The organism is Haladaptatus sp. AB618 (genome assembly GCF_024136965.1).
Lineage (GTDB): Archaea > Halobacteriota > Halobacteria > Halobacteriales > Haladaptataceae > Haladaptatus.
In genome coordinates, this window is the sequence record NZ_JAMYJX010000005.1 from 205633 (window position 1) to 221875 (window position 16243).

Here is a 16243-nt window from a genome sequence, read left to right on the forward strand (position 1 = left end):
GTTTCAATTACGCTTCGGCGGCGTCACGGGTCAACAGTGCGGTCAGATACTCCGCGTGACACCACGCCAGCGGCATGGCGAACCGGACAACGTCTCGATCCGCCGTCTGGGTTTCGAGGTCGCTGTAGGCCTCCTGCATGTGGCCCAGTTCCTCGGCGACGAAGTCGAAGGACACGTCGCGCAACACGTCCTCGTCGAACTCCTTCTCGAAGTCCAATCCCGTACTCCACTCGTTCTCCACGAACGCCTCGAAGCGCCGTCGGGTCGTCAGGTGTTCCGGAATGTGTCCCTCGGCGTTGGTATAGGACGCGATGGTCGCCAACACGTCGTTTCCGCGGTCGGTCTCGCCGTTGGCGAATCGGTACTGTGCGTGCCACGCCGTGTACTGCAACCACGGCCCGTTGCCGCCGTGCTGGTGCACGTCGAAGTCGCGGTAGAAGCCCATGAATCGCTGAATACCACCGATTTCGGGGTCTTCGAGCGCGGTCGCGGAGCGGTTGGCCGCCTCGTGAAGCGCGTCCCCGAAGAGGTCTTCGAGGCCGAAGTAAAACGGCGCGAACAGCGTCACGTCGGGTCGGACGTCGAGTTTTCCGTCCGGCGTGTACCGCCGAGGAACCTGCGCCGGACTCGTGAACGAGCGTTTCACGCCGCCTTCGAGGTGGGACCGGAATCTTGCGATGTGGTCCTCGACCGTCTCCGAGTCCTCCGGCAGGAGCGAGAGCGCGCGTTCGATGCCGCGCAGGGCGGCGACGAAGACGCAGTTCACCCAGAGCGTGTAGCCCGATTCGATGCGCCCCTCGTGGATGCTCGTCGTGCTCTCGACGAGGTGGGCGTTCGGGTCGAAGAGTTCGTCCTGAACGTGCGCGACGGCCCGCTCCGTCGCGTCGATGATGTCCTGCCGGAATGCAGGATTGGCCGTCTCCAGCGAGTCCGTCGCGTCGAGCGCGAACACCGCGTGTGAGAGAACGTGCAGGCCGTGTCCGACGTTGTCCTCCTGTTGATAGATTCCCTTGTCGGTGCCGTCGAGCGCGTACCGCTGTCGCCAGCGCCCTCGGTCGTCCTGCGCGGCGAGGAAGAACCGTGCGGCACCGAGGATGTTCTCCTGACATTCGCCGGGGCGAACGTCCGCTTCGACCGCGTGAAGCCACGCCTTCGTGATGCACGCGATGTCGCGCGGATAGGCGTAGGGGTAGCGGTCGTCCGGGTCGCTCGCGAGCGGGACCGACCCGGCACACTCGGCCGGATAGACGAGGTCGTCCAACACGTCGAGGTGGAACGTCGGGTCGTCGAGGGCTGTCGTCGGCGAATCGTGGAGCGTCGTATCTGTCGTGTTTTCTGCCATTTATGGGTTGGAAACCGATCGTTTGGGGGGCTGTTCGTCGGGGAGACCGCGTGTCTTGCGCGCGATACCGCTGTCCGCGTCGAAGAGGAACACGTCCCGCGGGGAGACCGTCACGCCGAGCGTCTCGCCGGGGTTCGGGTAGACGTCCGAGGGAACGCGTGCCATCAGGTCGTGTTTTTCGACCGAGAGATGGATGAAATTATCGTTGCCTTGGTACTCCGAGACGGTCACGTCGGCCGCGAACGTCCCGTCCGTCGGGTCGTCCGACAGTCGAACGTCCTCCGGTCGAAGGCCGAGCGTCATCGGTTCGCCGTCGGCGCACTCGACCGTGTCGTGCGGAACCGCCGCGAGCGTCGTCCCGTCGTGGCGGAACTCGATCTCGTCGCCGTTTTCGACGGCGACCGTCTCGAAGGTGTTCATCGAGGGACTGCCGAGGAACGTGGCGACGAACTCGTTCGCCGGGTGGTCGTAGGCGACCTCCGGCGGCGCGACCTGCTGGAGTTCGCCGTCGTTCATGACGGCGATGCGGTCGGCCATCGTCATCGCCTCCGTCTGGTCGTGGGTGACGTAGACGGCCGTGACGTCGAGGTCGGTCTGCAACTGCTGGAGTTCGGTCCGCATCCGCGCCCGAAGCTTCGCGTCCAAGTTCGAGAGCGGTTCGTCCAGCAGGAACACGTCCGGGTCGCGCACGATGGCGCGGCCGAGCGCGACGCGCTGTTTCTGCCCGCCGCTCATTTCGTCCGGTTTGTCGTCCAACAGTTCGGTGATGTCGAGCAGTTCCGCGATGTCCTTGACCTCGCGGTTCCGTTCCGCCTTGCTCAGATCGGTCGAGTGTTTCAGCCCGTAGGCCATGTTCTGACGGGCGGTCATCTTGGTGTACAGCGCGTAGCTCTGGAACACCATGGCGATCGAGCGCGCGCTCGGGGCGAGATGTTGGACTTCGGTCCCACCGATTTCGATGGTGCCGTCCGTCACGGTTTCTAGCCCGGCGAGCATCCGGAGCGTCGTGGATTTTCCACAGCCCGACGGTCCGACGAGGACGAGGAACTCCCCGTCCTCGATGTCGATGTCGAGCGAATCGACCGCGACCTCGCGGCCCTGTGCGTCGTCGTATATCTTCGTCAACTCGTTCAGTTCAAGCGTCGCCATTCGTCTCACCTCCGTGGTTACGATCAGCAGTTCGATTCATCGAATCGCCTCCCCCGACGCGCCGAACGCGTGGAGTTCCGTGCGGTCGAAGGCGACTTCGACCGTCGAACCCATGGACACGTCCTCCGGAAGCGCCCGCAGTCGGGCGATGAAGGTGTCGTCCCCGCGTGCGAGTTCGAGTTCGTACGCGTTGCCGAGCGGTTCGATGACCGTCACCTCGCACTCGATGGCGTTCGTCATGTTTCTCGGGTCCGGTCGGGAGACGTTCGCCACGTCCTCCGCAGGGGTCGAGAGGAGATGCACGTCCTCCGGACGCACACCGAGCGTCTCGGTGTCCATGGGGAGCGACGTGTCGAGGGTCGCAGTGTCGCCGTTCGGCAGGAGTTCCACGCCCATGCCGACGGAAACGTCGAAGAAGTTCATCGGCGGATTGCCGATGAACCCGGCGACGAACGCATTCTCCGGCGTCTTGTATATCTCCTCGGGCGTCCCGACCTGCTGGAGCTCCCCGTCGTTCATGACGGCGATGCGGTCGGCGACGCTCATGGCTTCCTCCTGGTCGTGGGTGACGTACACCGTCGTCGTCCCGAGTTCCTGCTGGAGTTCCCGAATCTCGAACCGCGTCCGAACGCGGAGTTGCGCGTCCAGATTCGACAGCGGTTCGTCCATCAGGAACGCTTTCGGCTCCCGAATGATGGTGCGACCGACCGCGACGCGCTGTCGCTGGCCGCCGGAAAGCTGTCCGGGTTTCTTGTCGAGCAGGTCGGCGATTTCGAGCATCTCCGCCGTTCGCTCGACCTTCGCCGTCTTCTCCTCGTCCGAGAGGTCCATCTTGCCGAGCGGGAATTCGAGGTTCCCCGCGACCGTCTTGTGCGGGTAGAGCGCGTAGCTCTGGAACACCATCGAGAGGCCGCGTTTCTGCGGGAGGGTTCTCGTTACCTCCTCGTCGCCGATTTCGATGGAGCCGCCGGTGGGCGTCTCCAGTCCGGCGATCATCCGGAGCGTCGTGGACTTTCCACAGCCCGATGGCCCGAGCAGGACGAGGAACTCGCCCGGCTCGATTTCGAGGTCGAGTCCCTCGACCGCCAGCACGTCGCCGTAGGATTTCCGCAGGTTCGAGAGGTCGATTCCAGCCTGTTCCGTCTCTATTTCGGCGGCGGTGTCAGGTGCCGACTCGCCGTCGGCTTGGGTGAGTTCGGAGGACACGAATCAGCCCTCCACCGACCCGAAGGTCAGTCCCTCGACCATGTACTTCTCCAGGTAAACGAACATGATGATGATGGGAATGCTGGTCAACAGCGATGCGGCCATGATCTGTCCCCACACTTGGTGGAACCCGGACGAGAGCGCGTCCAGACCGATTGGAAGCGTGAAGTTCGTGCGGGTGCTGAGGAAGATGCTGGCGAAGAGGTACTCGTTCCACGCGATCATGTACGTGTAGATGAACACGGCCACGATGGCGGGTGCCGAGAGCGGGAGCGTGATGCGGAAGATGACTTCCAGCCGCGAGTAGCCGTCCATCATCGCCGCCTCCTCTATCTCCGGCGGGACGCTTCGGAAGTAGTTGCCGAGCATGTACAGCGACACGGGCAGCGTCTGGACGAGGTAGGTGATGACCAGACTGCCGAGGTTGTCCACGAGACCGATCCAGACGATGATCTGGAACAGCGGGACGACCAGCAGGATGCCCGAGAACATGTACACGAGCAGGACGCCGCGCGAGAACAGTCCCCGTCCGGGGTAGTTCAGGCGGGCGAAACTGTACGCGCCGAACGTGGCGACCACGACCGACATCCCGGCCGTGATGATCGAGATGATGAGGCTGTTTTTGAAGTACGTCACGAACGGGAACGTCTCCGGACTGAAGACGCTCGCGTAGTGTTTCAGCGTCAGGTCGTGTGGCACGAACGACGGCGGGAGCGAGTAAATCGCGCTCTCCGGCATGAAGCTCGTGACGATCATCCAGTAGAACGGGAGGAGCGAGACGACCATCGTCAGCGCTATCGCGCCGTAGAACACGACCTTCTCCCAGAGGCTGGTTTCGATGCGACTTCGTCCGAAGGCGTTGGAAAAGCCGTCGGACACCGTAGCGAGTATCGTTCCTATCATGTTACCACTCCAGAATCCAGCTCACGTACACGAGGACGAACACCATGAGCGAGGCGAACAGCACCATGGCGATGGCGGCCGCCTGTCCGTGGTTGTAGTTCGCGAACGCGGTCTGGTACGCGTACAGCGATAGCGTGTTCACTTTCTTCGTCAACAGCCAGATGTCGGCGAACTTGTTGAAGTTCCAAATCCAGCGAAGCAGGAAGACGGTGGCGAGGACGTATTTGAGCTCCGCCAGCGTGATGTCCTTGAATCGGGCGATACGGCCCGCGCCGTCGATCTTCGCCGCCTCGTACATATCGCTCGGAATCGCTTGCAGACGGGCGATTATCATCAGGAACGCGAACGGGAAGTAGCGCCACGCGTCGAAGGCGATGACCGTCCACAGCGCCGTCTTCGCGTTGTTGAGTAGGTCGATGTCACCGGAGTAGATGCCGAGGGTGTGACTCAGGAAGTACGGAATCATCCCATACAGCGGGTCGAGCAGCCACTGCCAGACGTACGCCACCGCGATGAGCGGGGCGACGTACGGCAGCAGCATCAGCCCTCGAACGAGCCGTCGGCCGCGGAATTTTCGATTGAACAGGATCGCCACGCCGAGGCCGCCGACGGTGGCGAGCACGTCGCTACCCAGCGTGAAGATGACCGTCGTTTTCAGTGCCGCCCAGAACTCGCCGCTCGAAAGCAGGGTTCGGTAGTGTTCGAGACCGACCCACGTCGGCGAGGCATCGGGCGAAAGCGGTACGTTCGTAAAGCTCAGATAGACGTTGTAAAGAACGGGATACACGATGACCCCGGCGACCAACAGCAACGCTGGCGCGATGAGCAGATAGCCCAGGATCGCCTCCTTCTGCTCGACGGTGTAGTCGCCGTCCAACGAGAGCTTCGTACGGTTTGCTAAACTCATAAATGAATTGGGGACTTGTGTGGTCGATGGTGGACGACTATTCCTCGATCGCGTCCCGCATCTTCTTCGCCTGCTCCTTCGCGACCGTGTCAGCGCTCTCGCCGTCGGTCACGCGCGAAATCGCCTCCGCGATGAGGAACTTGTTCGTGATGTTTCCGAGTTCCGGGAAGGCTTTGCCGTCGACGTAGCCGAAGCGTTCGATGTTCTCGAAGGCCGCGGAGACGTCCTCGACCGTCGAACCCCATGCCTTCAGCGTCTCGTCGTCCTTGAACTCCGAACTGCTCGCCGTTTCCTTGAGAACGGGGTTCATCCCGCCGGGGGCCATGTGGAGCCATTCGACGTACTTCTTCGTCATCAGGTACTCGGCCAGGTTCTTGCCGTAGTCCAGTTGCTCCTTCGAAGCCGATTCGAAGAGGTTGAGACCGACGATTTGCCCGAACGAACTCTTGCGCTTGTGCTGGACGTACGGGGCGAATTTGGTGTCCTTCACCATCTTGTCGCCCTTGTCCACGAGGTCGCTCATGATGAACGTCGAGTACTGGATCAGGTGGCTCTGCTCGTTGAGGTACGTGTTGTTCGCCGTCTTCCAGGTGTCCTTGCCCGGTGGCGTGTACTTGGAGAGTTTGCCGTAGAAATCGAGCGCCTCGATCATTTCCTTGCTGTCGAAGACGATCTTTCCGTCCTTGTCGAAGACGCGCGCGCCGTTCGAGCGGGCGAAGGGCGTGAAACACTGGCGGGCGAACGCCGTCTTCTTCGTCCCGATAACGATACCGTACTGATTGTTATCGGGGTCGTGAAGCGCTTTCGCCGCCTTCATCAAGCCGTCCCACGTCGTCGGGTCGTCGAGGTTCTTATCCTCGAAGCTACTCTTTCGGTACCACATTCCCTCGACCCAACCGTACATCGGAATCGAGTAGTGGCCGCCGTCGGGCGCTTTCGTCAAATCGAGCGCGCCTTTGTAGAATTTGTCTTTGCCGACGTTCTCGATGACTGCGTCGGCCGCCTTCGTCGAAAGGAGACCGCCACTGCCGAGTTTCTGCATCGGCGAGAGACCGAAATCCGCGATGGTCGGGAGCGTCCCTGATGCGCGTGCCGAAGAGATGCGCGTCGGCAGGTCGTCCTCCTGGACCGCGTTCAGCGTGCTGGAACCGCCGTTGTTCGAGTCGTACGACTTGAGAAGCTTCTTGATGACCTTCTGTCGGTCGTTTTCGACGTTGCTCGTCCAGAACGTGATGTCCTTGTTCTTGCCGTCGCCGCTACTGCCGCCGAGGCTTCCGACACACCCGGCAAGCGCGGCCACGCCAGCCGCTCCGCCGATAGATTGTAGCACCGTACGCCGCGTTTTTTCCCCGTTTTTGTGATCGCCTGTCATAGGAACTCTGTCCTACTCAACCATGAAGAATAAGAAATATATAAATCTTGCTCACGTATTTGATACAGGAGTGAATATGAGAATTCGTATGGACGAAACGGCACTGGATCGGGAACGTCAACTAAAAGATTCAACTCGATAAGATGGGAATCAACACACAGATGGATACCGACGAACTTCGACGTGGACTCCAGGAGGTGGGACTTTCGACGTACCAGATCGACGCCTACGTCACCCTCCTCGATTTGGGAAGCGCGTCCGCGACGTCGCTCGCGGAACGGGCGGATGTACCGCGATCACGGATCTACGACGTGCTCCGGGATTTGGAGGACGAAGGCTACGTCGAGACGTACAAACAGGACGCGCTCCGGGCGCGGGCCAGGGAACCGACGGAGGTTCTCCAGAACCTCAAATCGCGGGCTGAAACGCTCTCGAAGACGGCCACCGAGATTCAGGACAGATGGCAACAGGCCGGGGTCGGCGGACACCGCATCAGCATCCTCAAACGGGTCGAAACGGTCATCGAACGTGCTGAGGAAGCGATTCAGGACGCGACCAATCAGGTACAATTGTCGGTCACACCGGAGCAGTACGACCGCCTCGTACCCGCCCTCAAGACGTGCTACGAAAACGACGTGTTCGTCTCCGTTTCGATCAATACGAGCTACGAACAGCCGACCGACCTCCCGACCGACGAGGAGTTCACCGACGTCGTCACCGAGGCACGGCACCGTCACCTCCCCGCGCCGTTCCTCGTCCTCGTGGACCGTGAAATCGCGTGCTTCGCGCCGCACACGGAACCGACCGGGCAGTACGGTGCGGTGTTCGAAGACGAGACCCTCACGTACATCTTCCACTGGTACTTCGAGGCCGCACTCTGGGAGTCGTGGGCCATCGTCTACACCACCCACAGCGAAACGCTTCCGGCGGAATACGTGAACATTCGGCGGTGCATCCGCGACATCGCACCGCTGCTGGCCGACGGGGCCACCATCACCGCGACCGCTCGCGGACGGGAGATGGGTCGGCGACAGAGTATCACCTTGTCGGGCGAGATAACCGACATCCTGTACGCCAACGGCGACATCCGCGAGGGGGACCAAACGCCGTCACTCTCGACGCTCGCCGGGCAAGCGACCATCGTCCTCCGTACCGAGGACGGCGAGTTCGGTATCGGTGGATGGGGTGCCGTGCTCGAAGATTTGGAGGCCGACAGGATCATCATCGAAGCGGTAACGTACTCGGACTGTGAGGAGGACGCCTGATGCTTCCCGACGACTGTGCGCTCGTCATGGATTCGGGACGACAGATCGTGGTCGATGCACGCGGCGACGTCACGCCCACGACGCCCGAAACCGGCGTGTACGAATCCGACCATCGCTACCTCTCGACGCTCGAAATCGACCTCGACGGATCCGACGACTGGCACGTTCTCGGTCGCGAATCCAGCGACCGCGGCGTGACGACGACGCTCGCCAGCCCCACCGTCGGCACGGGCCGCGGCGAGGGACGACCCTGGATGCTCGGCAAACACCTCGAAATCACGGAATCCGGCTGTCTCGTCCGGGTCCGACTCACGAACAACACGCGGTCGGCCCGCGAGGCAACCCTCTCCATCTCGCTGGCCCCTGACTTCGGCCATATCTTCGAAATCCCTGCCTTCTTTTCGCCGCGTGAACACCAAACGCGGCCGGTCGAAATCGAACGCCGCACGTCCGGCGTCGCCTTCGTCGGCACGCTCGCCGACGACACCGAACGGCGAGTCGAGGTCACGACCGACTCCGACCTCGAAACGAGCGTTTCGGACGACTCGGCGACCTTTTCCGCGGACGTGACCGTCCCGCCCGCTTCGACCCGTTCCATCGAACTCGAACTCGAACTGCCGGATGGACGACGGAACACGCCCGATATCGAGACGAACATCGACTGTCCACGGTACGACCGACTCGTCGGGCGCGCCGCGAAAACGCTCGAATCGCTGACGCTCCCGTGTGGCGTTCCCGCGGCGGGTGCGCCGCGGTTTCTCGCCCCGTTCGGCCGCGATTCGCTCATCGTGAGCTATCAACTCCTGCCGTTCGACCCGACCGTCGCGGAACGAACGCTCCGTTTCTTGGCCGACGAACAGGGAACGGAAACCGACGCCGCGACGCTCGAAGCGCCCGGTCGAATCATGCACGAGAAGCGGTACGGCGACCTCCCCGTAATCGGGGAAAGCGTCCGAACGCCGTACTACGGGACCATCGACGCGACCCCGTTGTTCGCGGCGCTGTTCGCCGATACCGTCGAGGAGTCGGGCGACGAAACGCTGTTCGAGGAACTGTACCCCAACGCGAAAGCCGCCATCGAATGGACGCTTTCCGAACTGGACGACGACGGCTTCCTGTTCTACGAATCACACGACCACTCGCTGGGTCTCACCCATCTCGGATGGAAGGACAGCGCGGAATCGCTCGCGCGGCCGGACGGAACTCCAGCGGAGGGCGCAATCGCGCTCGCCGAAGTACAGGGGTACGTCTTCCGCGCACTGGAGCGGTTCGCGCCGCTCGCGGCGCGGGTCGGCGACGAATCGCTGGCGGACGACTGCCGGGAGACGGCGGGGACGCTCGCGGCGTCGTTCGAGGAGCGGTTCTGGCTTCCCGACGAGGGCTGTTACGCGCTCGGAATCGACGGAAACGGCGTCATCCCGAGCGTCGCCTCGAATCAGGGCCACGCCATCTGGGGCGGATTGGGAAGTGAACGACGCGTCGAACACGTCGCTGAGCGGTTGACGCGCGAGGACATGCTCACCTCGGCCGGACTCAGGACGTTCGCGGCGTCACACGATTCCTTCGACCCCCTCTCGTACCATCGCGGGAGCGTCTGGCCACACGACACGAGCATGGCGGCGATGGGACTCGCCGAGCGCGGCCAACAGGACGCGGCGAGAGCGCTCGCCGTTCGGGGACTGTCGGCGCTGGAGGACACGGTCCGAACCGACTATCCCGACGGGTTCGGCTTCCCGGAACTCATGGTCGGTTTCGACGAGGGCGTCTCGGTCGGCACGCTCCGCCATCCGGACTCCTGTATTCCGGCGGCGTGGAGCGCCGGAAGCGTGTTCGGATTCGTTCAAAGCGTGCTCGACTCCGATCCCGTCGAAGCCGAGACCATCGCGGAACTGATCCGGTAATCAGGTCCAGCGGCGGACGGCAAAAAGGAGCAACGCGGAAACGACGGTCATCGCGGCCAACAGTTCCCAACCGAGGCCGTACCCCGACCGTTCGACCAGCGCGCCGAAGACGGGCGGGGCGATCAGTCCGCCGACGTTGATGGCGGTCTGCCCTCCGGCCGTCGCGGCACCGATATCCTCGCCGTCCACGAGACCGCTCAGACACGAGTAGAACACGCCGGTCGAACCGTAGATGGAGAGTCCGAGTCCGGCGAACACGACGATGGCGAGGGGGAACGACGAGATACCGGTCGCGAGCGCGGCGAAGAGAACGGCACCCCCGGCGATTTGGACGAGTGCCACGGTCGCCGACCCGCGAGCGCGCCGAGTCGGTCGGCGGCGCTTCCGGCACCGATGCGGGCGATACTCCCCATGACTTGTGTGAGGGCCAGCACGATGCCGCCGATGGCGGTGGTCTGTCCGAGGCCGTCCTTGACGTAGAGTTCGATGTATCCGAGCATGGCGAAGATGGACGCGCCGAGGAAAAGCCCGGCGACGACGAGCAGCAGATACGGCCCGTTCGTCCGCAGATCGCTGAAATCGGGGAGGGACATCGTTCCCTCGCCGGACGTCCCGCCGTACGTCACGGCGAACCCGAGCGCGTAGCCACCCGCGAGCACGGCGATGACCCAGAAACCGAGTTGCCAAATCGTGACGGCCGCGATGCCGGTGATGACGAGCGAGGCGACGCCGCTCCCGGCCGTGACGCCGACCTGTTTCAATCCCATGGCGAGGTTCTCCCGTCCGTTCGGCGCGCTGGCGATGATGCCACGGTTCGACGCGGGCATCGCCGAGGAGTATGCGGCCCCCAACACGACGCCCGCGACGAGGAGGAGGGAGTACGACGACGCGAGCGAGACGCCGACGGTGGCGACCGCGAGTCCGGCAAGTCCGACGACCATCACGCGTTTTTCGCCGTAGCCGTCCACGGCCGCTCCGCTCGGAAACAGCGCAATCGTGTAGCCGAACAGCGCGGCCGTCAGGAAGAACCCGACGCTGGACGCCGACAGCGAGAAGGCGTCACGGACGACGCCCGTCGCGGCGAAGATGCTGTAATAACAGAGGCTTGCGGCCGTTTGCCACCCCGTGACCGTCGCGACCGACCGCCAATTTCCCGTTGTCGCCTTCGTGTTCCTCGTCACTGTTTTCGCTTCGAAACACGAACGGCGGTGCGGTAAGTATGACGACTCCGGACAACGATGCCTGGAGAGTGAAACCGGAAGCAGTCGCCGCTTTCCGCCGATATTGGCATTTCCACTTATCCGTCTCGCGCCCGATGTTCCGACTGCTATGTCAGATACGATGCGGGCGGTCGAAGTCGACGAACCGGGAGGGGAATTCGAACTCGTCGAACGGGAGGTTCCGACGCCGGACGCCACGCAAGTTCGCGTGGAAGTCGAAGCCTGTGGCGTCTGCCACAGCGACTCCTACGCGAAGGAGGGTGGCTACCCCGGACTTGCCTACCCGCGCGTCCCCGGCCACGAAATCGTCGGACGGGTCGATGCGGTCGGCGAGGACGTGGAGCAGTGGGAGGAGGGCGACCGCGTGGGCGCTGGCTGGCACGCCGGACACTGTTTCACCTGCGAAGCCTGCCGTCGCGGCGAGTTCGAACAGTGTGAGAACGCGGATATCCACGGCGTGACGGTTGACGGCGGCTACGCCGAGTTCGCCGTCGTCAACGCCGAAGCACTCGCGGCCGTCCCCGACGAACTCGACGCGGCGGACGCCGCGCCCCTGCTCTGTGCGGGAATCACGACGTACAACGCGCTCCGACACACGGACGCCCGACCGGGTGATCTGGTCGCCGTGCAAGGGATCGGTGGACTCGGTCACCTCGGCGTGCAGTACGCCCGACAGGCGGGATTCGAAACGGTCGCCATCTCGCGTGGCACCGACAAGGAGGAGTACGCCCGCGAACTGGGTGCCGACCACTTCATCGACGCGAAGGCCGACGACCCGGCGGAGGAACTCCAGAAGTTGGGCGGCGCGACGGTCGTCCTCGCCACCGCGCCGAACGCCGACGCGATTTCATCGGTCGTCCCCGGTCTCGACACCGACGGCGAGGTCGTCACCGTCGGCGTCCCCGGCGAACCCATCGACGTTTCCGTGGTCGACCTCGTCGGAAGCCGAAGTGCGGTTCGCGGGTGGGCGTCCGGCGACGCTCGTGACTCTCAAGATACCCTGGAGTTCAGCGCGCTTCGAGACATCACGCCGGAAATCGAGACGTTCGACTTGGCGGACGCCGACGACGCCTACGAACGAATGATGGACAACGAGGTTCGGTTCCGGGCCGTGCTGGAACCGTAAGGCCAAACCTCCGGAGGGCCGACACCGCGTCGTAGACCCGATATCGTTTCGTGAAGTCGTGGGTGACGTCGTTTCGTCGCACTACAACCGCGATCAGAAATCGGCTTCTCCCCGATAATTCTCGCGGAGATTACGATGGATAGACACGGCCTCATCTCCGCCCGAACCGAACGTGGCGGTATGGTAATTACCGGCGACGCGAGCCACTGTGATAGTTAAATCAGCTCACTTAGCCACAAAGCGAATGTACTCCCGTGCTGAACGAAAAATATGGCAACACTCAGTGGGGAAGACGAAGGGAAGTTCCTGATGGACAGCGAAGGGGAGCAACTCGGGATCGTGAGCGAGGTTCGGAGCGGGACGGCGTACGTCGATCCCGACCCCAACCTCGGTGAAGCGTGGCTGGAAGTGTTCGGATGGGGGAGCGCCGACGACGACGACCTGGCGGTTCCCGCCAGCATCGTCGATACGGTGACCGACAAGGAGATTCGCGTGAACAAGGACCTCTGATTTTTCGGAAGTCAGCTATCGATTTGACCGGGAAAAATCGAGTTCAGGGACTCGGACTCGGCGATCCGTGATCGCTGCTCGTGTCGAGGGCCGTACCCGTAATGGTCCTGAGTCGGTCGGTGAGGCTCTCTATTTTGGACTCGCCGACGAGCGCGACTTCGAGGACTTCGCTGATGTGCGAGACGGGGACGATATCGACCATCTCCTTGTACTCGTCCTCGATCATCACGTCCTGCTCGTTGGCCTTCGGGATGATGACCGTCTCGATGCCGGTCTTCGCGGCCGCCTCGATCTTGTGCGTGACGCCACCGACCGGGAGGACGTCACCCCGGACGGAGAGCGATCCCGTCATCGCCACGTTCTGATCGATGGGGATGTCTTCGAGCGCGCTGATGACGCCGGTCGCCATCGTCACGGACGCCGAATCCCCTTCGACGCCGCTGTAGGTCTGGACATACTGGATGTGGATGTCCTTCTCGGAGATGTCCTCGTCGCTGAACTTCTTGATGATGGCGCTGACGTTCTGCACGGCCTCCTCGGCTATCTCCTGCAGTTTCCCGGTGGCGATTACCTTGCCGGAACCTTGTGCCGGGGAGACTTCGGTCATGATGGGGAGGACGCGACCGCTGTCCTCGCCCATGACCGCCAGACCGTTCACGCGACCCACTTCCGCACCGTCGGAGACGGTGAGTTCGTAATCCTTCCGACGTTCGATGTGGTCGTCGGCGATCTGTTGCTCGATGGAGCGCGAGCGCTGTTTCGCTTGCAGGACGTGATCTCGCGTGGTGAACTCGACGTCCTCCGCGCGAGCGATGTCACCGGCAACACGAACGAGGCCACCGAGGTTACGCAGTTTGAGCGTGAGGTGTTCCTTGCGACCGGCGCGGCGCTGAGCTTCGAGGATGATCTCTTCGACCGCCGTATCCGTGAAGTGTGGAAGCTGTCCGTCCTTTTCGACCTCTTGGGCGACGAAGCGGGCGTACTTGCGGCGCATCTCCGGCGTGTCGTCGATGGTGTCGTCCATGTACACCTCGTACCCGTACCCCTTGATACGCGAGCGGAGCGCCGGATGCATGTTCTCCATCGCGTCGAGGTTCCCCGCCGCGACCATGATGAAATCGGTCGGGACGGGTTCGGTGTGAACCATCGCACCGGACGAGCGTTCGGACTGTCCGGTGATGGAGAACTCGCCCTCCTGAATCGCGGTCATCAGCTTCTGCTGTGAGCGGATGTCGAGGGTGTTGATCTCGTCCACGAACAGGACACCTTTGTTGGCCTTGTGGATGGCTCCGGGTTCCACGCGGTCGTGGCTCGGCGTTTCCATTCCGCCGGACTGGAACGGGTCGTGGCGCACGTCGCCTAGTAGCGCACCCGCGTGGGCACCCGTCGCGTCCTCGAAGGGAACGGTATCGACGTCGGAGTTGTCCACCAACAGGTTCGGGATCACGGCGTTCGTCCCGCGTGAACTGTAGTGGAACAGGAGGTACGTAACGCCAACCGCGATAACACCCAGTAAGAACTCTTTGGCGATGAAGAAGGCGTATCCGGCGACGAGTGCGATGATCGCCCACATCAGGAACGTGCGCATCCGATCACGCTTCATCGCCTCGTCCCTGTGAGCTTGGATTATCTGTTTACCCTTTCCGGCGGGAACGGTCCGAATCTTCGGCTCGTTTCCATCGTCGGGGTTGTGATAGACGAGGACGTCCTGTAACTCCTCCTTGGGGAGGAGCTGACTCATCGACTTCGCCAACATCGATTTCCCGGTCCCCGGCGACCCGATCATCATGACGTGACGACGTTGTGTCGCCGCGTTCACCACGGTTTCACGGGCGGACTCCTGCCCGATGACTTGATCGACCAGTCGGTCCGGAATGGGAATCTCATCGGTCGTCTCGACGTCCAAACCGCCGAGGAGATCGTCGTCCGTTTCGGGGTCGAAATCGTCGGCGACCAGCGATTCATCGACGCTCGTTCCGAGAGCACCTTCCTCAGACGGGACGGAATCGACGGTGGAATCGTCGGGGTCGGCTTCCCCGTCGGAAACCGAGCGCGCATCCCGCCGCTCGTCGGAAGTACCGTCAGAAGCGTCTATATCCGCCTCTGACTGGGAGGGACTGTCAGTGCGTTTTCCATTGCCCATTGACTATTCTTGCCGATAGTAAGCGTAACCCTGCCCGATATACTTTTTGAATCGTTCAACCTCCGTTAGACTATTTGACGACAATGGACCGGCGTTTCGAGGCCGAAACGCGTGTCTCGTACCCTTTCACTCCGATTCGACGCGTGGATCGAGCCCCACATAGGCGAGGTCCTGGAAGAGGTTGCCCAGAATTCCGACGAACGCGATGACCATCGCCACTCCGAGAATGAGCGGTAGATCACGCTGCTGAATCGCGCCGAGACCGAGGCTACCGATTCCCCCGACACCGGTGACGGATTCGAGGACGAAGACGTTCACCACGAGCGTTCCGATGAGGTCGGCGAAGAACAACGAGAGCAGTGGAATCGCGGCGTTTCGAAGGATGTGCCGGGCGACACGTCGATTCGATGCGCCCTTCGCGCGAAGCAACTTGACGAACTCGCGGTAGACGTACTCGCGCGATTCGGCTCGTGCGTACCGCAACTGTCCCGCGAGCAGCGAAATCCCCAGCACGCTCGACAACAGTACCGTCTGGACGTGTGGCGTGAACTGATGGAGCGTCTCGGTGAGCCCCAAGATGCCCGGACCGGCCACGACGACGATCCAGTAGCTCGGAACCCCGAGTCCGACGTACGACCCGCCGGTCACTATCCGTTCGACTATCGACCCCGGATGCAGCGCGGAGTACACGCCGAGCCCGATCCCCCCGACGAGCGCGAACAGCATCGCCGGAACGACGTAGCGTAACGTCGCCGGAATCGCGCCTTCGAGCAGCGTGATCACGGGTGTTCCGTGATGCGTGTGCGACCGACCCCAGTGGAACGTCGTGATATCGACGAGCCAGTTGAGATAGCTCTTCCACACCGGCTCGTTCAGATCGTGTTCCTCCTTGTACTGCTCGATGGCCTCGTGCACGTACGCCTTCTGCTCGGTCGCGTTCAGACGATGGTTTCTGGCCGATTGCGCGGCACCGTACGCCGCCTGAGCGACGCCGGGGTCGGCGGTCAACGCGATGAATCCGAACGTGACGGACAGCACGAGATAGAGGGCGAAGACGGAGAACGCGATCCGTTTGATGACGTAGGAGCGGCGACTCATGGTTTCGACATCAAAAATACCGACAATCGGTATAAAATAGTATCGACAGAAGTGAATTATCCATTCGGTATCTTTTTGTCATGAGGATATATACCACACAG

General features: G+C 62.4%; 12 protein-coding genes and 1 pseudogene. 4 read left to right on the forward strand and 9 right to left on the reverse strand.

Translation table 11 applies throughout. From position 1 onward, the window contains the following. Positions 1-7 precede the first annotated feature (7 nt). The 6 genes from NKF26_RS16225 to NKF26_RS16250 are packed head-to-tail and all read right to left on the reverse strand — an operon-like array spanning position 8 to position 6879. Positions 8-1342, reverse strand: a complete 1335-nt coding sequence (locus NKF26_RS16225; protein WP_253234593.1) for a glucoamylase — start codon at positions 1340-1342, stop codon at positions 8-10. Continuing rightward, on the reverse strand, positions 1343-2491 hold the full coding sequence (locus tag NKF26_RS16230; RefSeq protein ID WP_253234594.1) for an ABC transporter ATP-binding protein: 1149 nt from the start codon (positions 2489-2491) through the stop codon (positions 1343-1345). Between the two features lie 36 nt (positions 2492-2527). Further along, complete coding sequence (locus NKF26_RS16235) at positions 2528-3697, reverse strand: ABC transporter ATP-binding protein (RefSeq protein WP_369682156.1); 1170 nt, start codon at positions 3695-3697, stop codon at positions 2528-2530. Positions 3698-3700: 3 nt separating this feature from the next. Next, positions 3701-4600 carry a carbohydrate ABC transporter permease gene (locus tag NKF26_RS16240; RefSeq protein WP_253227628.1) on the reverse strand — a complete coding sequence of 300 codons (900 nt, stop codon included), beginning with the start codon at positions 4598-4600 and terminating at the stop codon, positions 3701-3703. A gap of 1 nt (position 4601) precedes the next feature. After that, positions 4602-5507: a carbohydrate ABC transporter permease gene (locus NKF26_RS16245; RefSeq protein ID WP_253227629.1), complete on the reverse strand. Its 906-nt coding sequence runs from the start codon at positions 5505-5507 to the stop codon at positions 4602-4604. Between the two features lie 37 nt (positions 5508-5544). Then, positions 5545-6879, reverse strand: a complete 1335-nt coding sequence (locus NKF26_RS16250) for an ABC transporter substrate-binding protein (protein ID WP_253227630.1) — start codon at positions 6877-6879, stop codon at positions 5545-5547. A 161-nt stretch (positions 6880-7040) separates the two neighbouring features. On the opposite strand from NKF26_RS16250, the gene NKF26_RS16255 reads away from it, so the two are divergent. Both NKF26_RS16255 and NKF26_RS16260 read left to right on the forward strand, forming a co-directional pair. Beyond that, entirely contained in the window at positions 7041-8144 is a 1104-nt protein-coding gene (locus NKF26_RS16255) for a TrmB family transcriptional regulator (RefSeq protein ID WP_253227631.1), read from the forward strand. Next, entirely contained in the window at positions 8144-10045 is a 1902-nt protein-coding gene (locus NKF26_RS16260) for a glycogen debranching N-terminal domain-containing protein (protein WP_253227632.1), read from the forward strand. Before NKF26_RS16255 ends, NKF26_RS16260 begins: the two co-directional genes overlap by 1 nt. Here the strand turns inward: NKF26_RS16260 and NKF26_RS16270 are convergent. After that, positions 10046-11226, reverse strand: a pseudogene (locus NKF26_RS16270) (MFS transporter). It abuts the gene before it with no gap. A gap of 148 nt (positions 11227-11374) precedes the next feature. Between NKF26_RS16270 and NKF26_RS16275 the strand changes: the two are divergent. Continuing rightward, the gene (locus NKF26_RS16275; protein WP_253234597.1) at positions 11375-12391 is read left to right on the forward strand and encodes an alcohol dehydrogenase; all 1017 of its coding nucleotides are present in this window, start codon (positions 11375-11377) and stop codon (positions 12389-12391) included. Between the two features lie 270 nt (positions 12392-12661). After that, positions 12662-12901 carry a hypothetical protein gene (locus tag NKF26_RS16280; protein WP_253227635.1) on the forward strand — a complete coding sequence of 80 codons (240 nt, stop codon included), beginning with the start codon at positions 12662-12664 and terminating at the stop codon, positions 12899-12901. 43 nt (positions 12902-12944) lie between these two features. Here the strand turns inward: NKF26_RS16280 and lonB are convergent, their stop codons facing one another. Both lonB and NKF26_RS16290 read right to left on the reverse strand, forming a co-directional pair. Beyond that, positions 12945-15044 (reverse strand): ATP-dependent protease LonB, encoded by a 2100-nt coding sequence (gene lonB, locus NKF26_RS16285; RefSeq protein WP_253234598.1) that lies wholly within the window; start codon positions 15042-15044, stop codon positions 12945-12947. A gap of 126 nt (positions 15045-15170) precedes the next feature. Then, entirely contained in the window at positions 15171-16142 is a 972-nt protein-coding gene (locus tag NKF26_RS16290) for an ABC transporter permease (RefSeq protein WP_253227637.1), read from the reverse strand. Between the last annotated feature and the right edge of the window lie 101 nt (positions 16143-16243).